The sequence below is a fragment of the Chryseobacterium defluvii genome (genome assembly GCF_014204415.1).
Lineage (GTDB): Bacteria > Bacteroidota > Bacteroidia > Flavobacteriales > Weeksellaceae > Chryseobacterium > Chryseobacterium defluvii_A.
Window position 1 is genome coordinate 1736563 of sequence record NZ_JACHLE010000001.1, and the last position, 24738, is coordinate 1761300.

The 24738-nt window shown below is 39.1% G+C and carries 19 protein-coding genes; 12 read left to right on the forward strand and 7 right to left on the reverse strand.

Annotated elements, in window-relative coordinates:
• Positions 1 to 21: 21 nt before the first annotated feature.
• Both ribB and HNP38_RS07960 read right to left on the reverse strand, forming a co-directional pair.
• Positions 22 to 1143, reverse strand: a complete 1122-nt coding sequence (gene ribB / locus HNP38_RS07955) for a 3,4-dihydroxy-2-butanone-4-phosphate synthase (protein ID WP_184187181.1) — start codon at positions 1141 to 1143, stop codon at positions 22 to 24.
• Between the two features lie 69 nt (positions 1144 to 1212).
• Entirely contained in the window at positions 1213 to 2217 is a 1005-nt protein-coding gene (locus tag HNP38_RS07960) for an LLM class flavin-dependent oxidoreductase (RefSeq protein WP_184187184.1), read from the reverse strand.
• Between the two features lie 165 nt (positions 2218 to 2382).
• Between HNP38_RS07960 and HNP38_RS07965 the strand changes: the two genes are divergently transcribed.
• Entirely contained in the window at positions 2383 to 2871 is a 489-nt protein-coding gene (locus HNP38_RS07965; RefSeq protein WP_184187187.1) for a DUF1877 family protein, read from the forward strand.
• Positions 2872 to 2887: 16 nt separating this feature from the next.
• On the opposite strand, the gene HNP38_RS07970 is transcribed toward HNP38_RS07965, so the two are convergent.
• The gene (locus tag HNP38_RS07970) at positions 2888 to 5014 is read right to left on the reverse strand and encodes a helix-turn-helix domain-containing protein (protein ID WP_184187190.1); all 2127 of its coding nucleotides are present in this window, start codon (positions 5012 to 5014) and stop codon (positions 2888 to 2890) included.
• Between the two features lie 79 nt (positions 5015 to 5093).
• Here HNP38_RS07970 and HNP38_RS07975 point away from each other — a divergent pair, with 79 nt between their 5' ends.
• On the forward strand, positions 5094 to 5534 hold the full coding sequence (locus tag HNP38_RS07975; RefSeq protein WP_184187193.1) for a hypothetical protein: 441 nt from the start codon (positions 5094 to 5096) through the stop codon (positions 5532 to 5534).
• An 83-nt stretch (positions 5535 to 5617) separates the two neighbouring features.
• Here HNP38_RS07975 and HNP38_RS07980 read toward each other — a convergent pair whose 3' ends face one another.
• Positions 5618 to 6145, reverse strand: a complete 528-nt coding sequence (locus tag HNP38_RS07980; RefSeq protein ID WP_184187196.1) for a gamma carbonic anhydrase family protein — start codon at positions 6143 to 6145, stop codon at positions 5618 to 5620.
• A 151-nt stretch (positions 6146 to 6296) separates the two neighbouring features.
• On the opposite strand from HNP38_RS07980, the gene HNP38_RS07985 reads away from it, so the two are divergent.
• Positions 6297 to 7175: a NifU family protein gene (locus HNP38_RS07985; RefSeq protein ID WP_184187200.1), complete on the forward strand. Its 879-nt coding sequence runs from the start codon at positions 6297 to 6299 to the stop codon at positions 7173 to 7175.
• A 59-nt stretch (positions 7176 to 7234) separates the two neighbouring features.
• Entirely contained in the window at positions 7235 to 8302 is a 1068-nt protein-coding gene (gene hemH / locus HNP38_RS07990; RefSeq protein WP_184187203.1) for a ferrochelatase, read from the forward strand.
• A 149-nt stretch (positions 8303 to 8451) separates the two neighbouring features.
• Here hemH and HNP38_RS07995 read toward each other — a convergent pair whose 3' ends face one another.
• On the reverse strand, positions 8452 to 9315 hold the full coding sequence (locus HNP38_RS07995; RefSeq protein WP_184187206.1) for an AraC family transcriptional regulator: 864 nt from the start codon (positions 9313 to 9315) through the stop codon (positions 8452 to 8454).
• Between the two features lie 123 nt (positions 9316 to 9438).
• On the opposite strand from HNP38_RS07995, the gene HNP38_RS08000 reads away from it, so the two are divergent.
• The 3 genes from HNP38_RS08000 to HNP38_RS08010 are packed head-to-tail and all read left to right on the forward strand — an operon-like array spanning position 9439 to position 14640.
• Complete coding sequence (locus tag HNP38_RS08000; RefSeq protein WP_184187209.1) at positions 9439 to 10668, forward strand: MFS transporter; 1230 nt, start codon at positions 9439 to 9441, stop codon at positions 10666 to 10668.
• Positions 10668 to 12146 (forward strand): trehalase family glycosidase, encoded by a 1479-nt coding sequence (locus HNP38_RS08005; RefSeq protein ID WP_184187212.1) that lies wholly within the window; start codon positions 10668 to 10670, stop codon positions 12144 to 12146. The genes HNP38_RS08000 and HNP38_RS08005 overlap by 1 nt, the downstream gene beginning before the upstream one ends.
• 22 nt (positions 12147 to 12168) lie before the next feature.
• Positions 12169 to 14640 (forward strand): TonB-dependent receptor, encoded by a 2472-nt coding sequence (locus HNP38_RS08010; protein WP_184187217.1) that lies wholly within the window; start codon positions 12169 to 12171, stop codon positions 14638 to 14640.
• A gap of 68 nt (positions 14641 to 14708) precedes the next feature.
• Here the strand turns inward: HNP38_RS08010 and HNP38_RS08015 are convergent, their stop codons facing one another.
• The gene (locus HNP38_RS08015) at positions 14709 to 15347 is read right to left on the reverse strand and encodes an MBL fold metallo-hydrolase (protein ID WP_184187220.1); all 639 of its coding nucleotides are present in this window, start codon (positions 15345 to 15347) and stop codon (positions 14709 to 14711) included.
• A 71-nt stretch (positions 15348 to 15418) separates the two neighbouring features.
• Between HNP38_RS08015 and HNP38_RS08020 the strand changes: the two genes are divergently transcribed.
• The gene (locus tag HNP38_RS08020; protein ID WP_184187223.1) at positions 15419 to 16630 is read left to right on the forward strand and encodes a type IX secretion system plug protein domain-containing protein; all 1212 of its coding nucleotides are present in this window, start codon (positions 15419 to 15421) and stop codon (positions 16628 to 16630) included.
• Between the two features lie 432 nt (positions 16631 to 17062).
• Here HNP38_RS08020 and HNP38_RS08025 read toward each other — a convergent pair whose 3' ends face one another.
• Positions 17063 to 17617, reverse strand: coding sequence for a thioredoxin family protein (locus tag HNP38_RS08025; RefSeq protein ID WP_184187226.1), 555 nt, complete (start codon positions 17615 to 17617; stop codon positions 17063 to 17065).
• Between the two features lie 154 nt (positions 17618 to 17771).
• Here HNP38_RS08025 and HNP38_RS08030 point away from each other — a divergent pair, with 154 nt between their 5' ends.
• The 4 genes from HNP38_RS08030 (at position 17772) to HNP38_RS08045 (ending at position 24707) form a co-directional block, all read left to right on the forward strand.
• Positions 17772 to 18368 (forward strand): TetR/AcrR family transcriptional regulator, encoded by a 597-nt coding sequence (locus tag HNP38_RS08030; protein WP_184187229.1) that lies wholly within the window; start codon positions 17772 to 17774, stop codon positions 18366 to 18368.
• A 336-nt stretch (positions 18369 to 18704) separates the two neighbouring features.
• Positions 18705 to 19868, forward strand: a complete 1164-nt coding sequence (locus HNP38_RS08035) for an efflux RND transporter periplasmic adaptor subunit (RefSeq protein WP_184187232.1) — start codon at positions 18705 to 18707, stop codon at positions 19866 to 19868.
• Between the two features lie 211 nt (positions 19869 to 20079).
• Entirely contained in the window at positions 20080 to 23265 is a 3186-nt protein-coding gene (locus HNP38_RS08040; RefSeq protein WP_184187235.1) for an efflux RND transporter permease subunit, read from the forward strand.
• A gap of 29 nt (positions 23266 to 23294) precedes the next feature.
• The gene (locus tag HNP38_RS08045) at positions 23295 to 24707 is read left to right on the forward strand and encodes an efflux transporter outer membrane subunit (protein WP_184187238.1); all 1413 of its coding nucleotides are present in this window, start codon (positions 23295 to 23297) and stop codon (positions 24705 to 24707) included.
• The last annotated feature ends 31 nt before the right edge of the window (positions 24708 to 24738 follow it).

Below are 24738 nucleotides of genomic sequence, written 5' to 3' on the forward strand. Positions count from 1 at the left end.
TTCACCATTGCCTATTCACTTTTATAATTGAACCATTTCGGTTACCTCCACATCATATCCTCCTACCTGTGGTTTTATATTCGGATTTTGAGTAATTACTTTAAATTTATTGATCCCCAGATTCTTTAAGATCTGTGTCCCGATCCCGTAATCCCTGTAATTATAAGCCAACGTAGGGTGCCGCTCCTGGCCATCCTGATAATTCAGGAACTGCTGTAGCTTTCTCAGTGTATTTTCAGAATTTGAAACATTGTTGATGAAAATAATAGCTCCTTTCCCTTCTTCATTAATCATTCCGGTTACTTTTTCCAACAGAGGTTTTTCACCGTTATTCAATCTCGTTAAAACATCAAAATAAGAATCAGAAGACTGTACCCTTACCAGGATAGGCTCATCTACAGTCCAGGTTCCTTTGGTTAATGCAAAATGGATCTGATCGTTTGAAGTTTCCCTGAAAGCAAAAAAATCAAATTCCCCGTAGTGGGTCTTTACTTTTCTTTCTTCCAGTCTGTCTATAAGATTTCCTTTTTTAAGCTGATAATGGATCAGGTCTTCAATGGAAACTATTTTTATATTGTGCTTTTGGGCAAAAATATAGAGCTCGGGCAGGCGGGACATGCTTCCGTCTTCATTCATGATCTCACAGATCACTCCCCCTTCCTTTAAACCGGCAAGATGAGTAAGATCGATGGCAGCTTCGGTATGGCCTGCTCTTTTCAAAACACCTCCTTTTCTTGCACGAAGCGGGAAAATATGCCCGGGCCTCATGAAATCGGTAGGTTTTGATTTCTCGTCCATCAGTGCCAAAATGGTTTTGGCCCTGTCCCCTGCGGAAATTCCGGTAGAGGTACCATTTCCCAAAAGGTCTACAGATACTGTAAAAGCAGTTTCTTTAGGATCGCTGCTTCTGCTCACCATGATATCCAAGCCTAGTTCGTCACATCTTTTTTCAGGAAGCGGCACACAGATCAGTCCCCTTCCGTGAACAGCCATAAAGTTGATGATCTCAGGAGTGGTAAGCTCTGCAGCGCAAAGAAAGTCTCCTTCATTTTCCCTGTCTTCATCATCCACCACTATGATTACTTTTCCGGTTTTAAGGTCTTCTATAGCCTCCGGAATAGTATTTAATTTAATATCAGACATTTTTACTTTTTAAATTTGTGCAAAGATACTTATAAAAACAGGCATCTGCCAATTAATATAAACGGTTTGTTACGCTTTGAATAAAGAGTCGGCTGCCTCCCTGAAAATCCTGTAAGATTCCAGTCTTTTCCGATGATCATAAATATGAGAATTGATGATGAGCTCATCCACATTAAATCTTTCCTGAAAGTTTTTAAGCTTCTCTTCGATCTCAGATTGATTTCCAATGAAACTATATCTTAATTTTTGTAAAACAGCAGCCTTTTCCATGGGCGACCATATTTCATCCATATCAGCAACAGGCGGGGCAAAAGGTTTCCTGTCATTCCTTATAATATTGATAAATGCCTGGAATAAGGTAGTGGAAAGCAGATGTGCCTCCTCTGAGGTCTCTGCGGCAATTCCGTTGACACAGGCCATCATATAAGGTTGAGCCAATTGCTTTGAAGGTTCAAAGTTCTCTCTGTAAATATTGAGAGCCATTTCCATCTGTTCAGGAGCAAAATGCCCTGCAAAAGCATACGGAAGCCCCAGTTCGGCAGCAAGCCATGCACTGTCTGTGCTTGATCCCAAAATGTATAACGGAATATCCAGCCCTTCGCCCGGTATGGCACGAACCAAAGCCCCGGAATTTTCTTTAGAGAAATACGTCTGCAATTCTAAGATCTGCCTTGGAAACTGCTGATTGATCATTGCCGGATTCCTCCCTAAGGCCTGTGCTGTTAAACCGTCTGTTCCGGGTGCTCTTCCTAACCCCAGATCAATTCTTCCCGGAAAAAGGGATTCCAAAGTCCCGAACTGTTCGGCAATCACCAAAGAGCTGTGATTAGGGAGCATAATTCCTCCGGAACCTACCCTGATCGTTTTCGTTCCGTTTGCAATAAATCCAATAAGCACGGAGGTCGCCGAACTGGCAATACTTGCCATATTATGATGCTCGGCAAGCCAGAATCTTTTATAATTTAATCCTTCAACATAATTGGCCAAAGATAAACTGTCCTGGAAGCTATCATGGATGCTTTTTTCCTGTTTCACGGGAGCAAGATCCAGAACAGAGAGTTCAAAGTTTTTCATAATTTTAAATTAGCAGGCTGAAAACCTTAAACAAATTTAAATTATAAAAACCTATCGGGAGGCTTTTTATTATTGATAAGACTGATTGATAAGGTGAGCAAAAACTATTGAAAATGTCATTAAATTTCATTCCATTTTTGCATCTGAAACTATTATATTTGAATCATGGGAATAATAGTAAGCTATGAAGTAATTAATAATCCGAAAATAATTTCAGAGATTGAAAAGAATAAAAATACGGATTTTGAAATTGAAATTTTTTTGGATCAAAATAAAATATACATTCAATCATTTCCCTCTTTTGTAAAAAGCTGGAATCCTCTATATTCACTCCTCAATAAAATATCCGAAAATAATATTTTCAATAAGCTGAGCAGGTATGAATCGGGGGTTGAATTTAATGAGTACACAAAAATATTCAGTAATGATGAAGTAGAAATCTTATTTAATATACTTGAAAAAATCTCTACTCATGATATCATGGATCGTCTTAAGGATGAATCTTTAAAAAATAAAATTTCTAAAGAGGACGGTTACCACATGGAAGATATTTTTCATCGGGATTCCATTCTTTTTGAATTTCAGGAATTGAAAAAAGCTTTTAACACTGCTTTTAACGAAAACTCTCAAGTGGTTCAGATATTGTTTCCTTAAAATTTAAATCAAAATATTATTCTCTTTTTTCCTTCTTATAATTGTAATGATTTAAAAGAATCCTGATCTCATTAAACTCAAAATCATTTGGTAAAGCACTCTTCCATTCCGTTAAGGTCTGATATTGTTTTTTATCAAATTCTTCTTCAAATACTTTGATCTTATCCGCTGTAATTACCCTTGAAATATCCAGCAATCCCTGTTCTGCAAATTTCGCCAGGTGCCCGATCACCGTTTCCTTCACCAATCCCCTTTCTAGGGCAATCTCCGCAATGGTTTTCCCCTGCTCAAATAACTGGAAAGTAAGGACCTGTGACGGAACCTTGGCAATCTTCAGATTAACTTCTTTATTATTTTTCTCATCCAGAAGTTTGGTATCCAGCAGATGAATACTTTTTAAGCTGTTCAGGTATTCTTCAGTATCTTCCAGCCATCTCCTGAATTCTTCATTATAGTGTTTTAAGCCTTTAGCCCCTTTTATTTCAGCATAAAAATCTTTTAAAGGGCTAAATATCTTTTCATTGATTTCCTTAAAGAAAAAATTAACGGCTCCTTTGGCTTTACTTTCAATCTCAGACCATTCTTCTTTCTGATCGATAAAATTGGAGACCTTCTGAAACAATATCCTTTCGAGCTTTTCAAAAATCTTTCCCAGATTGGCGGCATCCTGTTTTAATTGATGATATAACTGATTCACCTTTAAATGATCGATACTTTTGGTCGTAACGGATAATGCATTCCAGTCTTCCACTTCCTGCAAAAACCACATACAATCTATTGTACGGAGCACCTTCCGGATGCTGTAATCATATTTCTCCTGATTCAAAATAGTTTCCACATGGTCATTCGCAAAGGTATTTCCCTGGAACTGCAGGATCCTGCTATCTTTAAAGATCACTTCAGGAGTGATTTTAGATTTCAATACGATCCCTTCCAATGTTCTGCAACGCGAAAGCGCCACATACACCTGCCCTGCCGTAAAGCTTTTTCCGGCATCAATGATAACTTTATCGAAAGTTAATCCCTGGCTTTTATGAATGGTTACCGCCCAAGCCAGCTTGATGGGGAATTGCTCAAAACTTCCCAATGTCTCTTCTTTGATATTCTTTTCAGCATCAAGAAAATATTTCTTTTGTTCCCAGACTTCTTTTTTGACGACAATCTCCCGTTCGCTGCCATCCAGGATCACCCGGATCTCGTTTTCATCCAGAACGGAAATTTCCCCCAGCTTTCCATTAAAATATTTTTTATCAGGAGAAGTATCATTCCTGATGAACATGATCTGCGCCCCTACTTTTAATTCCAGAAACTGGTCATTAGGGAACTGGTTTTCTTTAAACTCGCCAAAAAGCTTTGCCTCATAAATAGAAGCACTGGTTTTGATCCCGGCCAGTTTTTCCTGGTTGATCTCATCAGCCATTTTGTTATGGGAACAGAGATATACATAGGATTCCCCTCCCGGCTCAAATCCGGGGTCATACCTTTCATTCAGGTGGTCAAAATCAATATGGGCAACATCTCCGTCACGGATCGCATTTAAAATTTCTAAAAATTCTTCATCAGACTGCCGGTAGACTTTAGTCAGTTCAATCGTTATTAACGGGATTTCTTTTACGGCATGGCTATCAAAGAAAAACGGAGAATGGTAATACTGCTTTAAGATCTGCTCATCCCGCACCACAGGCGGAAGCTGATACAGATCCCCAATGAACAACATCTGCACGCCGCCAAATCTCTGGTTATTCCTTCTGATGAATCTCAGGGAAAAATCCATCATATCCAGAATATCGGCTCTCAGCATAGACACCTCATCAATGATGACGATCTCGACCTCTCTTAAAAGCTTGAGTTTATCTTTCCTGTATTTAAAATGAGGCATCAGGTCGGCAATATTCATGGCCAGACTTCCGTCAATTCTTTCAGTGGTGGGTACAAACGTTCTTAAAGGCAATCCGAACATTGAATGAATGGTAACCCCGCCAGCATTGATTGCAGCAATGCCTGTAGGTGCTACTACAATATGCTTTTTCCTGGTTTTCTTTACAAAATCGTTAAGAAAAGTGGTTTTACCGGTCCCAGCCCTTCCCGTAAGAAAAACACTTCTGTTGGTATGCTCTATTAAGTCAAAAAAATGATCATTCATCACCGCCAAAATTACGGAAATGAATTTGAAAATCCTGTAATGGCATACATTTTGAAAATTCCAGAATACAAAAATTTTTATGAAAAGAATATTCCTGCATGCTCCGGTACTGGTTTTGATCTTTATAACCAGCTTACTTTCCTGTAAAACAGCAATCAATATGGATGCTAACCTTCCAAAGGATATTTCGGAAAAGCCTGTGGATGAGAGCAGCCAGAGATATGACAACGCCCAGCTTGATAAGCTAAAGGCCGCCATAGAATCGGAAATTGCCAGAGAAAAATGTATTGATCCGGCTGAATGGACATTTTCACCCGTAGGGTCAAAAGCCTGCGGCGGACCGGTTTCTTATATTGCTTATCCTAAAAAGCTTGAATCCGGCATTTTGCCCAAGATACAGGATTACACTAACAAAATGGCTGAATACAATAAAAAATATAATATCACATCGGACTGTATGATGGCAACCCCGCCTTCATCGGTCAAATGTGAGAATGAAAAAGCCGTTTTAATCTATTAATTGATAAAACTCACAGATGACTAAAACCCTTGGGTAGCCACTAAGAATAAAAAAGCTCCGTCTGACATCAGACGGAGCTTTTTTTATTTTGTTATTTCTTCTTTATACCATGAGGAGTATTTCACATAATTATTGGCAATCCTGTTGACCTCGCCTTCCAGCAGCTGTGTTGAAATGTCTTTGATCTTTTTTGCAGGAACACCACCCCAGACTTCTCCCGATTTGATATGGGTTCCCTGGGTAACTACAGAACCTGCTCCCACAATGGAATTCTCTTCCACAAGGCAGTCATCCATTACAATCGCTCCCATTCCGATGAGGACATTATCCCTAATCGTACACCCGTGAACAATTGCATTATGGCCAATGGAAACGTTACTCCCAATATTTAAAGGATGTTTCTGATAGGTGCAATGCAGCATTGCATTATCCTGAACGTTTACTTTATCTCCCATTTTAATATAGTGAACATCTCCCCTGATCACTGCATTGTACCATATACTGCAGTCTTTTCCCATGACCACATCACCGATCACGGTTGCTGTTTCGGCTAAAAAAGTATTTTCCCCGATCTGCGGTGCCTTTCCTAAAAGTTCTTTTACAAGTGCCATAATTTTAATTTGAAAATTTGAAAATGAGCCGATTTGAAAATTTAATGCCTGTCTTACAATCTTAAATCATGATGATAGCAAAAATCTAATTTCCAATCTCTGGCTTCTAATTTCTAATTGCGTATTTTTGTATCTCAAATTTAACGAAAAAATGCATACCATAATTATAGAGCCAACCGAAAACCCGAAAGTGATGAAATTTGTAACGGATTACAACATGATTCCGGGATCTTTAGAGTTGGACAGAAATTCGGATATATCTGAAATTCCTCTTGCACAGGAGCTTTTCAATTATCCTTTTGTGGAAAGAATTTTCATTACAGCCAATTTTGTGGCAGTTGCCAAGCAGGATACTGTAGAATGGGAACATGTAGCGGAAAACCTTAAAAATGTAATTGAAGATGAATTATTGGCCAATCCAAGAATTTATCTCCAGAAGAGAAAGGAAATGTACCAGATCTATGCGGAAATGACCCCGAATCCTAACGTAATGAAGTTTGTTTCCAGCAAGCTGCTGATGGAAGGTTTCGTAGAGGTAAAATCCAGAGATGAAGCAGAAGGAGTTCCTTTGGCACAGGCTGTTTTTAATGAATTCGATTTTGCACAGGAAGTATTCATTTCTGATAATTTTGTGGCAGTTACAAAAAATAATACGGTAGAATGGCATCAGATCATGATGGCTGTTCGTGGTTTCATTGCTGAATATTTGCAAAATGGAGGTGTAATTTCTAATCTTGAGCCTCAAAAACATGAAAATCCGGTGGAAAAGATCATTAACAGAGATTATACCGATGATGAACAAAAAATTTCCGATATATTAAATGAATATGTTGCTCCTGCAGTGGAAAATGACGGCGGAAAAATTTCATTAATTGAATATGATGAAGTTTCCAAGACCGCAAAAATGCTTTTACAGGGAGCCTGCTCGGGATGTCCGAGTTCTACTGCCACATTGAAGAACGGGATCGAAAATATTTTAAAACAATTTGTACCGGATTTAGTAGAAAACGTGGAAGCCGTTAATGGTTAATTAGCTGACAGTTGATTGCTGGCAGTTTATAGTTATTGTACAATATAAAACAAAAGAGCTTGGAGAAACAATTCCGGGAACCTGAAACCCAAAACTCTAAAAAAGGAATTTTATTAGTTAACCTTGGTTCGCCAAAATCTACAGATGTAGAAGACGTAAAGGAATATCTTGACGAGTTTTTAATGGATGAAAGGGTTATTGATTACCGCTGGATCTTTCGTGCCCTTCTGGTTCGCGGGATAATTCTGAAAACCAGACCTGCAAAATCTGCGGAAGCTTATAAGACTGTCTGGACGGATGAAGGCTCTCCTTTGATCATTATTACACAAAAAATTCAGAAAAAACTCCAAAAACTGGTAGACGTTCCTGTAGAGATCGGAATGAGGTATGCTGAACCCAGTATTGAAAGAGGAATTCAAAAACTGGTTGATCAGGGAGTTTCCGAGATTGTTCTTTTCCCACTGTATCCCCAGTACGCCATGAGTACAACGGAAACCGTGATTGAAAAGGCCGAAGAAGTAAGAAAGAAAAAATTTCCGGGTGTAAAGATCAATTACATACAGCCGTTTTATAACAGGGATATTTATATCGACTGCCTCGCTGAAAGCATTAAGGAAAAGCTCCCGGAAAATTTTGATGTACTACAGTTTTCTTATCATGGTGTCCCTGAAAGACATATCTATAAAACAGACCCTTCGAATACCTGTAAAATTGATGACGCCAACTGCATCAACAGCAAAGTAGATGCCCATAATGCCTATTGCTACCGCCACCAATGTTATAAAACTACAGAAGCCGTTATTGCAAAAATCGGTTTGCCAAAAGAGAAAACCATTGTTTCTTTCCAATCCAGATTAGGAAAAGACAAATGGATCGAACCTTATACGGATGAGACATTGGAAACTATACCTAAAAAGGGAGTAAAGAACCTGGCTGTTGTTTGCCCTGCCTTCGTTTCGGATTGTCTGGAAACATTAGAAGAGATCTCCGAAGAAGGCAAAGAGCAGTTTTTGCATGCCGGTGGAGAGAATTTTCATTATATTCCATGTCTGAATGATGAGGACCGGTGGATTAATGTTGTAAAGATTCTATGTAAAGAAAAACTGAATGATTTTTATTTAGTCTGATAAAACAAATGAAAATATTAAAACCTCCGGTAACCGGAGGTTTTATTTTTATCTAATAATATTACGGATGCTTCGTGAACTACGTTCGTAAACTTTCAGTTTACGAACGTAGTTCACGAAGCATTTTTCATTTGATCTCTGCCTAAAAACTACACACTCACTTTATTATGAGAATAGTCTTTAATAAATTCTGAAGGTGTTTTTTCCGTATACTTTTTGAACATTCTGTTAAAATACGTTACATTATTGAATCCGCAGCTGTAGCTGCTTTCTGAAATGGTCTTATCCTGTGCCATCATCAGGCATGCCTTATTGATACGGTAACGGTTAACAAACTCCGTGAACGTGATCTGGGTTGCTTTTTTGAAGAAGTTACAAAAGGCGGGCAATGTAAGGTTGGCCAGTTTTGCGACATCATCTATATTGATCTCCTTGTCATAATTATGTTCGACATAGGTGAAAATATTTTCCAGGCGGGTTTTATTTCTGGAGATGATCGTATAGGGCATGATTTCATTATTCAGCAGTTCATAGTCTTTGCATTTTGAGAGTTCAAAAAGAATTTCCAGTAATAAAAGATATCTTCTGTACCCCTCGGATTCCTGCATGTGCCTGAGTTTTGGAAGCATTGCCTTTTTGATCTTATGATGAAAATGGATGCCGTATTTTGAAAGTTCCAGAAGGTTCTTAATAGATCTTGCTTCCACTTCCTGCTGGGGAAACTGTAAAATTTCCTCTCTAAACTGGAGTACAATCTCTTCATGCGGATCTATGGAATTCAGTCCGAAACCGGAATGGGGAATATTGGAACCGATCAGGACGAGGTCTCCATTTGTATAATTGCTTTTATGATATCCTACGTGGCGGGTCCCGCTGCCGGAAACTACACACACCAGTTCAATTTCGGGATGGTAATGATAGGCCCATTTAAATTCAGAAATGGGAGAATTATTGTGTATCATGCGAAAAGAGCTTTTTTCATCCGGAACTACTCTTTCAAAAGTAACTTTCATTCAATTAATCGTATTTAATCGTTAAAAATAATAATTATATTAATATAGTTCAAATATTGATTTATTGTGTTAAATTAATGTTAAGTCAAATGCTTCTATCTTAGCCAACAAGAAATAAGTTTAATGAAAAATTTCAATATAAAGATAGTTTTATTCTTAAATTATTTTGTTTTTGCCATCCTGCTGAATTCTGTAGGTACCGTTATTTTGCAGGTACAGCAGAACTTCGGGATCTCGAAATCAGCAGCAAGTGTCCTGGAAGGTTTTAAAGATCTTCCGATCGCTATCTGCTCATTCATTTTAGCCTCGTTTTTACCAAAGATAGGAATTAAGAATTCAATGCTTATCGCCTTGTTTCTGGTGACCTGCATGTGTTTTGTGATGCCTTTTTCAAATGATTTCTGGTTTTTTAAGTTATTATTTGCTATTGTAGGGATTTCCTTTGCGTTAATAAAAATATCGGTTTTTACCTCTATAGGCCTTGTCACTGAAAATGATAAAGAGCATTCAAGCTTTATGGGATTTCTGGAAGGATTTTTCATGGTAGGTGTGTTGATGGGAAATGTTCTTTTCAGTCTGTTTATAGATGACCACAATCCTAAGTCTACGGAGTGGCTGAATGTATATTGGGTTTTGGGAGGGCTTTCGCTGGCATCATTTTTATTTCTCTTCTTTTCTAAGCTGGATGAAAGAGAGGCAAAGAGCGAAAAGACAGATCTTATAGGGGATGTTAAAAACAGTATAAGCTTACTTAGCTATAAAAAAGTTTTATTCTTTCTTCTGTGTGCATTTCTTTTCGTTTTGGTAGAACAAAGCTTCCAGACCTGGACACCCACATTTTATAAAGAGATCCTGAAATTGCCGACTTCCATGAGTATTCAGGCGGCAGCTGTTCTGGCAGGAGCATTTGCTTTAGGGAGATTTTTATCAGGATTTTTCTCTAGAAAATTCAACTGGATCTATGTGGTTTCTTTTTGTATTATTGGCTTTGCCATCAGCATACTGCTTGTATTACCTCTGACTCATAACATTCATATTGACGTAAATACAGGTTGGTTAAACGCGCCGCTCGTCGTGTATCTGTTTCCATTGATGGGCGGTTTTCTTGCTCCGATCTATCCGAGCATCAATTCTATTATCCTGTCTTCTATTCCTAAATACCTGCATAGTGCTATGTCTGGCCTTATTGTAGTATTTTCTGCAATCGGCGGAACGATCGGTTCTATTATTACCGGGTTTGTATTTCAGGAGTTCAGCGGACAGCATGCTTTTTATCTTTCATTGATCCCGCTCTCATTGCTTCTTGTTTCAGCAATTTTTATGAGCAGATTAACAATAAATTCTAAAAAATAATGAACAAACAGCTATATATTAATGAAATTCAGGCTCTTTTTGAGGATGTTCAGAGAGCCCGGATTTTTGAGGATCAGAAAATGATGACCGACGCGGTGCCATTGTTTCCTGTTTCCGAGATCAATGATAAGTATGCAAAAGAAAAACATGAGCAGGGTTTTGATTTAAAAGCTTTTGTTTTATCAAATTTTGATTTTTTAGGGGCAAAAATATCGATTCATAGAGAGGAAAATTTACCAATAGAACGGCATATAGAAAAACTTTGGGATGAACTTACACGCACGGCATACGAGGAAAAGGGAACTCTTCTGAAACTTCCCAAACCTTATATAGTTCCGGGAGGGCGCTTTAATGAATTCTTTTATTGGGACAGCTATTTTATCATGCTCGGGTTACAGGTTTCCGGAAGAATTGAGATGATGGAGAATATTATAGAGAACTGTTCCTATCTTATTCAGAGCGTAGGATTTGTTCCTAATGCAAGCAGAACCCATTTCCTAAGCCGTTCTCAGCCTCCATACTTTTCTATGATGCTTGATCTGCTGTTTGAAAGCACCCATGATGAAAAAATTTACATCAAATATTACAATACACTGGAAAAGGAATATAATTTCTGGATGAACGGTGAAGAATGGCTGGACAATGACACGGCTGTTAAAAGAGTGGTAAAAACCAGGGACGGTGATATTCTGAACCGTTATTACGATGCTGAAAATGCACCTCGTCCTGAAAGCTATATGATAGATATAGAAGACAGTGAGGATACTTTGGGAGAATTTTACAGGAATATAAGAAGTGCCTGCGAATCCGGATGGGATTTTTCCAGCAGATGGTTTGCAGACGGCGAGACCATACAGACGATAGAAACTTTGAATCTTGCCCAGGTTGACCTCAACTGCCTTTTATGGCATCTGGAGAAAACACTGGCTAAATCTTCACAACTTCAGAACGATACAGAAAAAGAACATTATTATACTGAAAGAGCAGCAGTCCGCAGACAGATGATCGATAAGTATTTCTGGGATGAAAACTCCGGGTTATATAAAGATTATCACACAAAAAAACACAACCATACGGCGTCTGAACATATTGCTGCTCTTTATCCTTTATTCCTTGGTCTTGCAGGTACAGAACAGGCTCTGGCTGTTGCAGAAAACATCACAGACAAATTTCTATACAAGGGAGGGTTAATAACCACAACGAAGCAATCCGGACAGCAATGGGATATGCCTAATGCGTGGGCTCCTTATCAGTGGATAGGGTATAAAGCGATGAAAAACTATGGACTGACCCGTCTGGCCGATGAAATAAGAGACAACTGGTGCTCTAATGTGGAAAGGGTATATGATAACACGGGAAAACTGATGGAAAAATACAATGCACTGGATACCGAAACTATAGCCGGAGGAGGAGAATATCCTAACCAGGATGGGTTCGGGTGGACGAACGGGGTCTATTTAAAATTAAAAACTAACTAAACAATTTAAAAATCATATGGCTATGAAAAGAAAATCGATCTTATTATTTACCGGGATCGCTACGCTTTATTTTAATCAGGCGTATGCACAGGAAACTCCACAGGATTCCACCAGAACGGCAGCTATCGACCAGGTAGTAATCACGGGTAGTGCAAACCCTAAAAAGAAAATAGAATCCAGTACGGCGATTTCTACATTCAGTGCAAAAGAAATTCAAAAGCAAAACCCTGTAAGTACTGCAGCGTTATTACAGAAAGTTCCGGGGTTTGCAGTAGAAACATCAGGAGGTGAAGTGGGGAACAACCTTTTCGCAAGAGGTATTCCTTCTGCCGGAGCTTATGAATATGTACAGGTTCAGGAAGACGGGCTTCCGGTTTTTGAAGATGGGGCTTTGCAGTTTGCCAATGCCGATGCTTTCTTCAGAGTAGACGCTACTACAGCAAGATTGGAAGCATTAAGAGGAGGTTCAGGATCTATTTTTGCATCCAATGCTCCGGGAGGTATTATCAACTTTATTTCTAAAGAAGGTTCCAATAAGTTTACAGGGATGACCAAACTGGAAACCAGTACTTATGGACTAATGAGGGTTGATGGAAACTTTGGAGGCGCGTTGGTTGAGGACAAATTATTTCTGAACGTAGGAGGCTTTTACAGAGTGGATAACGGGATAAGAAATCCCGGATACAAAGCCAATAATGGCGGACAGATCAAGCTTAATCTAAAGTATGTTTTTGATAAAGGTTTTGCAAAAGTATACTATAAAAAGCTTAACGACAGAAACTTATTCTTACTTCCGATCCCTCTGATGCAGGAAGGAGATAAGATCAAGGAATTCCCGGGATTTGATGCCAATTACGGAACATATGCTTCAAGATATATCTCAAAATTAAGAGTTCCACAAGTGGGAGGCGGATATTTTGAAAGGGATCTTGAAAATGGAGTAAATCCGAATGTAGATGTCTTAGGCGGTGAATTTAAGTATGATTTAGGAGAGAATTTCAGTGTTTCCAATAAAATGAAATACACAAATATTGACCTGAATTATACGGCAATTTTCCCAAGTGGAACTCCGACCTTAGCAAAAGATTTTGCAAACGGTTATACAACTTCCGCAGGTATGGCAGCTCCGATCTTAGGAAACAACTATCAGTATTCCTATGCGGATAACGGACAAGTAGCTAACCCGATGTATGTGCAAAAAGTTGGCTTCTGGGCAATTGATAAAAAAATGAACAATTTTGCCAATGACCTGAGATTTGATTATAAAATTGATAACTTATCAATGGCCTTAGGCTTCTATAAATCAGCTTGGAAATCTTCGCAGTCCTGGAACTGGAGTAATTTATTGGTAGAAACAAAAGATCATACAAGACTCTTAAACCTGGTAGATACTTCTCTGGATGCTACGGATCCTAATTATTCCAGAACGTATAACGGGGTATCAGATATCTCTTGGTTAGTAAGAAACTCAGAAATCCAGGGGAGTGTAAATGCTCTTTATTTTAACGCTGATTTCCAGGTTAATGATAAATTGAATTTGAATGGAGGGATCAGATATGACAACAATACTTATAAGGGTGTTAAGGATAAAGCATCTTGGGGAAATCAGTCGAATCTTGACAACTCAGGGCTATCTGTAGACGGAGGATCTTATAACGGATTGAACGGCTTCAATACCACTACTGCAGATAACAGTATGCTTGTTTCCAGCGGACCATATTATTATTGGAGATATGATGTGGACAAGGTTTCTGCAACAGCAGCAGGAAACTATAAATTCAACCAAAACAATGCGGCTTTTGCAAGATACTCTCATGGTTTCAGATCACCGATCGAAGAGGCGTACTATGATAACGCAGAGAATCTTGATAAGATAAAGCCAACTGTTACCAATCAGTTTGAATTAGGATTCAAGCATTATCAGAGTAATTTTGATATTACTGCCATCCTGTTCAGCTCTGCATTAAATGATATTGCATTTACAGATATCTTATCGAACGGACAGTCTGAAAATGCTTTTGGAAGTACTAAAAATTACGGATTGGAATTAGAGACCAACTGGAGATTCTTCAACAGGTTATTGGAAGTTTCATTAAATGGAACCATTCAGGACCCTACTTTCAAGGAAATGAGACAAAGCGGAGAAGATCTTGAAGGAAATACGGTAAGAAGAATACCTAAGTTGTATTTCACGATCAGCCCGGCTGTTAATATTACAAAAGAATGGAGAACTTACGTAAACCTTAATTATTACGGAATGCGTTATGCAGATAACTTCAATAAGCAGGAGCTTCCTTCTTTCACAGAGGTAGGAGCGGGAATGTCTTATCAGTTAGGAAAAATAAGATTTGCAGTAGATGCTACCAATATCTTTAATACTATCGGATTAACGGAAGGAGACCCAAGATCGGGAGCTACCGGTAAAGATGGTATCATCATGGCAAGGCCAATTATGGGTGCAGCTGCAAGAGCATCAATTACACTGGACTTCTAAAGTTAGTTTTTTCATATCGATAAAACCGCTCAAAATTGGGCGGTTTTATTTTTTTTATAATATCAATTCTACTTAAAAAACGGATTATACTGCTTTTCAAACCCTATCGTGGTAGGATTTCCATGCCCTGAGAACACTTGCGTATCACCATCCAGGATGAAAAGTTTGCTTTTGATGCCTTCAATTAACTGTTCATAATTTCCTTTATAAAGATCTGTTCTTCCTATGCTGCCTTCAAAGAGGACATCACCGGAGACCATGAATTTCTGATATTCATTATGGTACACCACACTTCCCGGAGAATGCCCCGGAACATGGTAGATCTTAAACATTTCACCATCCAGATCGAGGATATCCCCTTCATTAACATACTCAATATCTACTTTCACAGCATCTATTTTAATTCCGAATCGCATTCCGCTTGCCTGAAGCATATCCAATACTTCCTCATCCTCTTTGTGCATGCTTACAGGAACTTTAAATCGGTCAAACGCCCACTGTAAACCAAAAACATGGTCAATATGGGCATGGGTCAGGAGTATTTTCTGAATCTTCAGCCCGTTATCAGTAATGAAACCATCAATAGCCCTGGTTTCCTGTTCGTTCATATTTCCCGGATCGATCAGCCAGGCATTTTTATTTTCATTGAAGATGATATAAGTGTTTTCGCTCGCAAAGTTGAATACGAAGCCTTGAATCTGAAGCATACGTTGAAATATTTTTCCTCAAAAATACGATATTATTAAGAAAATGATGATTTTTCGCTATCTTCGTTATAATGAAAACCTTTCGATTATTTTTACTTTTTTTAAGCGGATTGGTCTTTGGGCAAAACATTCAAAGCATTCAGTTATTCAATCCCCAGACCAATGATGAAACCCCTGTGATCCGGTTTGGAGAGAGGCTGGTACTGAGTTTTGATGACCTCACCAATTCCAGTGAAATTTACAGGTATACCATTAAACATTATGACCGTAACTGGAATGATGACAATCTTTTCTTTACGGAATTTGCCAATGGAAGCCTGAATGGTCTTCTGGATCAGTTTCAGTATTCATTCAATACTTTGCAGGCTTATACCCATTATACACTGACCTTCCCGAATGAGAAGATGCAGCCAAAGATCTCAGGAAATTTTGAGCTTATTGTTTATAAGAATTCTGCCGAAAAACCACTTTTTAAGAGAAGATTTTATGTAGTTGAGGATACTGCCATCTTAGCATTGAATATTTCCAGGATTGCGGACGCTAAAAACCCTGACATCAACCAGAGAGTTGAAGTGCAGGCCGTTTCCAAAGGAGGAGACCTGTCTTCAAACGTAAACTCCATGAGCCTGAATATCGTACAGAATAATAACATGAATGTTTCGGTAAATAATATAAAACCAAGCTCCACTTTGGGAAATAAGCTGCTCTTCCAGCAGATGAATCTGACATTCCCTGGAAACAATGAGTTTTATTATTTCGACAATAAGAATATAGATATGGCTGCCGATATGGTTCGCTCTACAGAAGTGAAAGACGGGGTCAATAATACCTATCTGCATCCGGTATGGGCTTATCCGTTAAACTACCAGTATCAGCCGGATGTGAACGGTGCCTGGTACTACAGGAGAAATGATCTGGGGATCGAAAGAAATGCAGAAAGGGAAGCAGATTATGCATGGGTATATTTCTCGCTGGAATCAGATCCTTTGGAAAAAGAAATTTATATTCTGGGAGGATTTAACGACTTTAAGCCGGGCAAAGAATACCAAATGCAATATGATACCGCCAATAAAATGTATGTAGCAAAGATTTATATGAAACAAGGGTTTTATAACTATATCCTGGCAACAAAAAATTCTGATGGAACATTAAATTTCGGGGAGATCAACGGGAACTTCTGGCAGACTGATAACCTCTATCAGGCATTCTTATATTATGCGCCTTTCGGAAGAAGCTATGACGGACTGATGGGATATGGGGAATTCAGAAGTCCTGTAAGATAATTTGGACATTGTTTTTGCTATAACCGGTTTTACTTTGTTATTTCTGAACGAAGCGTAAGCGAAGAATATTTTTGATGCTCTGAACAGCTTATCCAGCCTTAATGGTTAATTTTAAAAGAATAATTAATGCAGATATGATTCGACTTCGCTCAGCATGACACGGCAGAAATTATAAATTATAGATTTTAATTGAAAAAGGCACATACACACTTATCAGTCATCAATATATACCTTCTATCAGTCATTTCCTGTCACCCTACCCCTGAGCAAAGTCGAAGTATCTATATTTAAATTAAAACTGTTACTCGTGATGTGAAAAATTTATTCCTCGTAGATTACCCAGATTCTTCAACACAAACATCTGCCAAATCTACGGGAGAATCAAAAAAAGCTGTCCAAAAAGAACAGCCTATCTATCTAAAGTAATTTAAACTACTTCCACTTAATATTACATCCCATACTCGGTCTCTGGATTTCCTCCTGCGGCTCACCCAACAGAAGATTTTCAAAAGCAATGATCAGGTCTTCGCCCGTCACATCCTTATTATTCCCCGGTCTTGAGTCATCCATCTGCCCTCTGTAAATAAGATCCAGCTTTTCATCAAAAAAATAAAAATCCGGTGTACATGCTGCATCATAAGCCTTTGCTACAGACTGGCTTTCATCATACAAATAAGGAAAATCAAATTTTCTTTCAATCTGGAATTCGATCATTTTTTCAGGAGAATCAGCCGGATATTTCTCAACATCATTGGTATTCACTGCAATAAATTCTATCCCTTTTTCATGATAATCTTCGTAAAGCTCATTGATCTTATCAATCACATGAAGAACAAAAGGACAATGGTTGCACATAAAAATCACCAATGTTCCTTTTTCTCCTTTCAGTTCCTCTAATGACTGTATTTCGTTACTCTTTGAAGGGTTCGGAAGCTCAAAAAAAGGAGCTTTGGTTCCTAATGCCAGCATATTGGATGGGGTATTCATATCCTGTATTTTTCTTTGCTGACAAAGATAAAACTTCTTTTATGATTAACAATTGAGGTTTTTATAAAGTTGCGTTAAATGTTAAAATTAAAATTTTGTTTGGATAGTATAATTAAAACTTTGTAGTTTTGCTAACACTGTTAGTAAAAACATCATGGGTTTACATGAACGCCGTCAAAGAGAAAAAGAATCTATCCGTGCAAATATTTTGCAGGCAGCTTTCAGTTTGGCTAAAACAGAGGGTTGGGCTTCTCTTTCCATGCGGAAGATAGCCGACGCTATAGAGTACAGTGCCCCTGTTGTATATGATTACTTTGAAAATAAGGAAGCCATTTTATTTGAAATTTCCCTGGATGGTTTCAACCTCCTGAGCAAGGAACTGGTCAAGGCTAAGAAAAAGCATAACACTCCTGAAGAGCAACTTACAGCCATCGTAGACGCATACTGGAAGTTTGCTTTTAAGAATAAGGAATATTACCAGCTTATGTTTGGACTAGGAATGCAATGCAGCGGAAAAGGACAGATGAAAAAGGAATTTTCTTCCTTTCAGGATATGATCTATTACTGCACGTATGATATCATTAAAAAGAATGGTTCAAATACGGATAATGCCTGCCACATGTCACATGCTTTATTTTCGGCTGTACATGGCCTGATTTCCATCATGATGATGCGTAATACGGATATTCCTTCCACGATGAACAAAACGACTTTGGACGAAACGGTTTCGGCATTTGTTAAGTCTTTGTAAATTTTTTTTGAATTAAAAATTAACAGCGTTAGGAAAAGTAACACGAGTATTTAATTTTTTTATTACAAGCTTATTAAAAATTACTCATACAAAATGAAAAATTAGTTTCCGAACATTAACACTGTTAGAAAATTTAACACCATATATATTATACTTTTATCTCTATAACTCATATTAAAAAAGCAACTCTAATTATGGAAATGACAACCTGATCTGACATTAAGAATTCTGTAATTTTTTTGATCTAATTATTAACACTGTTAGAAAAATTAACAGGATTTATTTTAAAACAACATCACTCAATTCAAACTTATCATTAAAAAAATCAAACGTAAAATGAAAATAACTGGAAAAATAAGGATCATCGTACTCATCGCTGCCGGTATCATCCTTTTACAAAGCTGCAGCAAAGCAGCCGAAGGCAGCAACCAGGCACCCCCTGCCCCGGAGCTTCCCGTTTATACCGTGATATCCTCTCCGGCAACGACCTATCAGGAATTTCCAACAGCATTGGAAGGAAAAAACAATGTGGAAATCAGGTCGCAGGTAGACGGATATCTGGATAAAATATACGTGGAAGAAGGCGCCTATGTAAGAGCCGGACAACCTCTTTTTAAAATTGACTCAAGAGCATACGGAGAACAGATGAATATGGCACAGGCCAATCTTCAGGTTGCCAATGCCAATATTCAAAAGGCCAAGGTGGAAGTAGACCGCCTTCAGCCGTTAGTAGAAGCAAAAGTAGTTTCTGAAGTACAATTAAAAACAGCGAAAGCGAATTACGCAGCCGCCGTAGCAGCTGCATCACAGGCAAAAGCTTCCGTAGGTGGTGCAAGAATCAATGTAGGGTTTACCACTATTACAGCCCCTGTAAGCGGCTATATCGGAAGAATTCCTTATAAAAAAGGAAGCCTGATCTCCAGAACAGATCCTAATCCATTGACATTATTATCAGATATCAGCGAGATCTATGCTTATTTTTCTTTAAGTGAACTGGATTTTATCGCCTTCCAGAACAAATATCAGGGCGCAACCTTAGAAGAAAAACTGAAGAATATGCCGATGGTAGAATTGGTGATCGCCGACAACAGCATGTATCCTGAAAAAGGAAAGATGAGCATCGTTGACGGGCAATTCGATAAAACTACAGGAGCCATCAGTGTACGTGCTGTCTTCCCGAACGCTAACGGAACTTTGAGAACGGGAAATACCGGAAGGGTCCGCATGCCGCAACTATTGTCCAATGCAGTGGTCATTCCACAAGAATCTACTTTTGAGATTCAGGATAAAACCTATGTATATGTAGTGGGAAAAGATCAGAAAGTAACCAGCAAGCCTATAAAGATATCAGGAAAGACAGACAGTTACTATTTTATTTCTGAAGGATTAGTTCCCGGAGAAAAAATAGTTTTCACAGGAATAGGAAACCTGAAAGACGGAGCCGCTATCAAACCGAAAGCTATTTCTTCTGACAGCCTGCTGAAAGCAAAACCATTGTAATGAACTATTTATAAAAATTGTTTAAGCTTGACCAAGTTTTTAAACACTTTAGTTATCGTAAGTTAAAAACTAACAGCATATAAGTTTCGAAAATCTTTGATATTCACCTCAGGCATACTTAATATTCACAGCTTTTACAATTAAATAAACTTATGTGTTTTTAAAATTCAGGATCAATAAAGTTTAAATACTTAAAAAAAATAAACTCCTTATGTTAAAACAATTTATAGAAAGACCGGTATTGTCAACGGTCATATCCATCATACTCTTACTATTGGGGGCACTATCGGTTTTCAATCTTCCGATCACGCTGTTCCCGGATATTGCGCCGCCGAGTGTTCAGGTAACGGCATTTTATCCCGGAGCCAATGCTGAAGTTGTAGCCCGTTCTGTCGCAACTCCGATAGAAGAGGCCGTAAACGGTGTTGAGAACATGACCTACATGACTTCCAACTCAAGTAACGACGGTACCATGACCCTTAGTGTATACTTCAAGCAGGGTTCTGATGCCGATAACGCAGCGGTAAACGTTCAGAACCGTGTATCCAAAGCAATGAGCCAGCTCCCGCAGGAAGTTGTTCAGGCAGGAATTTCCACCCAGAAAGTCCAGAACAGCTTTATCATGTTCATGGGATTGTACAGCGAAGACCCGAAACAATACGATGAGCTTTTCCTTCAGAATTATATGAAGATCAACATCATCCCTCAATTACAGCGTATCCCGGGTGTTGCCCAGGCTCAGGTTTTCGGGACAAGGGATTATTCTATGCGTATCTGGTTAAAGCCGGATAGGCTGGCAGCCAATAATCTGTCTCCGCAAGAAGTAATGAATGCCATTAAAGACCATAACCTTGAAGCCGCTCCGGGACGTCTCGGGCAGGGAAGCAAAGAAACATACGAATACATCCTTAAATATAAAGGCAAGCTAAACAAAAACGAAGACTATGAAAATATTGCCATCAAAGCCAATAATGATGGTTCATTTTTAAGATTAAAAGATGTAGCAAGAGTAGAATTCGGTTCTTACACTTATACAGCAGCCAACAGGGTTGACGGAAAACCGGTATCCGGTTTTGCCATATTGCAGACTGCTGATTCCAACGCAAACGAAATCTTAACGGAGATCGAAAAACAGGTTGATGAGTTCTCAAAAACCCTTCCTAAAGGAGTGAAGCCGATCATCATGTATAATTCCAAAGACTTCCTTGATGCTTCCATCCATCAGGTTGTGGAGACTCTGGTTATTGCATTTATACTGGTGTTTATTGTAGTATATATTTTCCTTCAGGATTTCAGATCTACATTGATTCCTGCCATTGCAGTACCTGTGGCTATTATAGGAACGTTCTTCTTCCTTCAGCTTTTTGGTTTCAGTATTAATATGCTTACCCTGTTTGCATTGGTCCTCGCGATCGGGATTGTGGTGGATGATGCCATTGTGGTCGTAGAAGCCGTCCATTCAAAGATGGAACACTCCGGAATGCCGGTAGAACAAGCCACCATGAATTCTATGAGTGAAATTTCAGGAGCAATTATTTCCATTACTCTCGTGATGTGTGCGGTTTTTGTTCCGGTTGGTTTCATGCAGGGCCCGGCAGGAGTATTTTACAGACAGTTTGCCTTCACGCTGGCCATTGCCATTTTGATCTCAGCTGTTAATGCATTGACATTAAGCCCTGCATTATGCGCCCTTTTCCTGAATGATCCTCAGGGAGAACATGGTGAGCACGGGCAGAAAAAAGGTTTCGGTGCGAAGTTTTTCAACGCCTTTAATGCGAGTTTCAATACCATGACCAGAAAATATATTTACAGTCTTAAATTTTTGATCAAGAATAAATGGGTTGCAGTCGGAGGTTTAGCCCTTATTACTGCGGCAAGCATTTTCTTAATTAAAAAAGCCCCTTCAGGATTTATTCCGACAGAAGATCAGGGATTCGTATTATATGCCGTGAATACCCCTCCGGGAAGCTCATTGGAAAGGACTCACAGAGCCACAGAACAAATTGATAAAATTGTAAACGGTGAAAAAGCAACCAATCACCTCTGGGTTGCAGATGGTCTGAACTTCATCAGTAATGCCAATGCTTCCCCCTACTCTGCCGGCTTCATTAAGCTGAAAGACTATGACGAGCGCGGAGATATGAAAGATCCTGATCAAATTGCAGCAGCCTTAACAGGAAAAGTAAGCCAGGTAAAAGACGCCAATGCCTTCTTCTTTAACTTCCCTACGGTACAGGGTTTTGGTAACGTATCAGGTTTTGAATTCATGCTTCAGGATAAGACCAATGGTTCTTTCGAGCAATTAGGGACAACAACCCAGGCATTTATCGGAGAACTGATGAAACGCCCGGAAATTGCGTTCGCCTTTACCACTTACGCAGCCGGAAACCCTCAATATACCATTGAAGTGGATTCTGATAAGGCCAACCAGCTGGGAGTTTCGGTTACGGATTTAATGCAGACCATGCAGATCTATTATGGCAGCAGCTTCGTTTCAGATTTTAACAGGTTCGGGAAATATTACAGGGTCATGGCCCAGGCAGATATTCCTTATCGTACGGATGTGAATTCTTTGGAAGGAATTTTTGTTAAAAACAATTTGGGTGAAATGGTTCCTGTAAAAACTCTGGTGTCCTTAAAAAGAACCTTCGGGCCGGAAACTGTGACCAGAAACAACTTATTTAACGCAGTAACCATCAACGGAACTCCAAAACCGGGTTACAGTACCGGGGATGCCATCAAAGCTGTGGAAGAAGTGGCCCAACAATCTCTTCCGAGAGGATATGGCTATGAATGGACAGGAATTACCCGTGAGGAGATCAAAACAGGAGGCCAAACCGCTTTCATCTTCCTTCTAAGTATTTTGTTTGTGTACTTTTTATTAGCCGCACAGTATGAAAGCTATATCCTGCCATTTGCCATTATTTTAACCGTCCCGACAGGAATTTTCGGAGTATTTGCTTTTACAGGATTGGCGGGAATTGATAATAATATCTACGTTCAGGTAGGATTGATCATGCTGGTCGGATTGCTGGCAAAGAACGCCATTCTTATTGTAGAGTTTGCAGTCCAGCGAAGAAAAGCAGGTAAAACATTGATAGAATCTGCTCTTCAGGCTTCAAGACTACGTCTAAGGCCTATTCTGATGACCTCGTTCGCCTTTATCATCGGTATGCTTCCGTTGGTCTGGACACAAGGTGCGGCTGCAAAAGGAAACCACTCCATCGGCTGGAGTACCGTTGGAGGAATGTTTACGGGAGTTGTCTTCGGAATCTTCATCATTCCGGTATTGTACGTGATTTTCCAGTATCTGCATGAAAAAATGCCAAGCAGAAAAAAGAAAAGGCTTCAAAGAAAACAACAGGAAGAAGAATTTTTAGCCACTACTCATTCATAAAAATGATATACAAAAGCCCATTAAAAGCTATGAAAATAATAAATAATATTTTTCTAACACTCATATTGGCTGTGCTCGCGGTTTCGTGCAAGACCAAAGTGGCCTACACGGAGCCGGACCTACAGCTCCCCGAAGAATTCCGGTTTACGGCTACTGCTGATACAGCAAGTATCGCAAACCTGGAATGGAAGCAATTTTTCAGCGACCCTATCTTACAGGGATGGATTGAAAAAGGGATTTCCAACAATTATGATCTTCAGATTGCATTAAAACAGGTTGCTTCTTCACAGGAAAAACTGAAACAGGCAAAATATCTGCAATATCCTGATGTAAATTTCGGGATTACGGGACAGATCTCGAGGCCTTCTAAAAACAGCATGAACGGGCAGAGCCTGAATTTATTTTTAGGACAAAGCCATGTTGAAGATTACAACGCAGCCTTCAATCTGGCCTGGGAAGCTGACATCTGGGGGAAAATCAAAAACCAGCAGGAAGTTTCGAGAATGCAGTATCTGCAAACCTATGAAGCGAAAAAAGCCATCCAGACACAGGTAGTAGCCGCAATTGCCCAGGGGTATTATAACTTACTGATGCTTGACAGGCAGCTGGAGATCGCCAAAACCAATCTGGAATTAAGTAACAATACTTTATCCATTACCAAAAAAATGTGGGAAAGCGGTGATACAACATCTCTCGGGGTTCAGCAGGCAACCGCACAAAAGCAATCTACTGAACTTCTGATCTCCCAACTGGAACAGAATATTGCCATTCAGGAGAATGCATTGAGTATTCTTGTAGGCAAGGCTCCCAATAAAGTAAACAGAACCATTGAAATGTCCGATACCTCTTTACCACAAAATATTTCAGCAGGGCTTCCTGCAGCAATGGTAAGCCGTCGTCCGGATGTTCGTCAGCAGGAGTTGGTTTTATTAGAATCCAATGCGATAGTAGGAATTGCCCAGGCCAATATGTATCCATCTTTGAAGATCACGGCAACCGGAGGAGTAAACTCTTTCAAGGTAGATAACTGGTTCCAGATCCCGGCTTCATTGTTCGGGTCTGTTCTGGGGGGGATTACCCAGCCTGTTTTCCAGAAAAGACAGTTAAAAACTGATCTGGAAATAGCTAAAATTCAAAGGGAGAAAAACGTATTGGCGTTCCGCCAGTCTGTTTTGAATGCGATGGGTGAAGTTTCCGATGCTCTGGTTTCCAATGAAAATTTAAAAGTCCAGGAACAAAAAGCAACGGAACAGGTACAGACTTTAAAAGAAGGAATAAAAAGTGCCCAGCTTCTTTACAAAGGAGGAATGGCCAATTATCTTGAAGTGATCACTGCTCAGGCAAATTCTCTTCAGGCAGAGCTGAATCTTGTCTCCGTAAAAAGGCAGAGATTAAGCAGTATAGTTGATCTGTACAGGGCTTTAGGCGGCGGTTGGAAGTAGTAAATTAAAATTATATTGTTGAGATGCAGTC

What these genes read in the sequence shown, in the direction of transcription:
- HNP38_RS07975 (WP_184187193.1), top strand. Translation starts at nt 5,094, where the DNA reads ATGAAAAGAATATTCCTGCATGCTCCGGTACTGGTTTTGATCTTTATA.
- HNP38_RS08040 (WP_184187235.1), top strand. Translation starts at nt 20,080, where the DNA reads ATGTTAAAACAATTTATAGAAAGACCGGTATTGTCAACGGTCATATCC.
- HNP38_RS08020 (WP_184187223.1), top strand. Translation starts at nt 15,419, where the DNA reads ATGAAAACCTTTCGATTATTTTTACTTTTTTTAAGCGGATTGGTCTTT.
- HNP38_RS07970 (WP_184187190.1), bottom strand. Translation starts at nt 5,014, where the DNA reads ATGAATGATCATTTTTTTGACTTAATAGAGCATACCAACAGAAGTGTT.
- HNP38_RS08030 (WP_184187229.1), top strand. Translation starts at nt 17,772, where the DNA reads ATGGGTTTACATGAACGCCGTCAAAGAGAAAAAGAATCTATCCGTGCA.
- HNP38_RS08035 (WP_184187232.1), top strand. Translation starts at nt 18,705, where the DNA reads ATGAAAATAACTGGAAAAATAAGGATCATCGTACTCATCGCTGCCGGT.
- ribB (WP_184187181.1), bottom strand. Translation starts at nt 1,143, where the DNA reads ATGTCTGATATTAAATTAAATACTATTCCGGAGGCTATAGAAGACCTT.
- HNP38_RS08010 (WP_184187217.1), top strand. Translation starts at nt 12,169, where the DNA reads ATGAAAAGAAAATCGATCTTATTATTTACCGGGATCGCTACGCTTTAT.
- HNP38_RS07965 (WP_184187187.1), top strand. Translation starts at nt 2,383, where the DNA reads ATGGGAATAATAGTAAGCTATGAAGTAATTAATAATCCGAAAATAATT.
- HNP38_RS07985 (WP_184187200.1), top strand. Translation starts at nt 6,297, where the DNA reads ATGCATACCATAATTATAGAGCCAACCGAAAACCCGAAAGTGATGAAA.
- HNP38_RS07980 (WP_184187196.1), bottom strand. Translation starts at nt 6,145, where the DNA reads ATGGCACTTGTAAAAGAACTTTTAGGAAAGGCACCGCAGATCGGGGAA.
- HNP38_RS07995 (WP_184187206.1), bottom strand. Translation starts at nt 9,315, where the DNA reads ATGAAAGTTACTTTTGAAAGAGTAGTTCCGGATGAAAAAAGCTCTTTT.
- HNP38_RS08015 (WP_184187220.1), bottom strand. Translation starts at nt 15,347, where the DNA reads ATGCTTCAGATTCAAGGCTTCGTATTCAACTTTGCGAGCGAAAACACT.
- HNP38_RS08005 (WP_184187212.1), top strand. Translation starts at nt 10,668, where the DNA reads ATGAACAAACAGCTATATATTAATGAAATTCAGGCTCTTTTTGAGGAT.
- HNP38_RS08000 (WP_184187209.1), top strand. Translation starts at nt 9,439, where the DNA reads ATGAAAAATTTCAATATAAAGATAGTTTTATTCTTAAATTATTTTGTT.
- HNP38_RS08045 (WP_184187238.1), top strand. Translation starts at nt 23,295, where the DNA reads ATGAAAATAATAAATAATATTTTTCTAACACTCATATTGGCTGTGCTC.
- HNP38_RS08025 (WP_184187226.1), bottom strand. Translation starts at nt 17,617, where the DNA reads ATGAATACCCCATCCAATATGCTGGCATTAGGAACCAAAGCTCCTTTT.
- HNP38_RS07960 (WP_184187184.1), bottom strand. Translation starts at nt 2,217, where the DNA reads ATGAAAAACTTTGAACTCTCTGTTCTGGATCTTGCTCCCGTGAAACAG.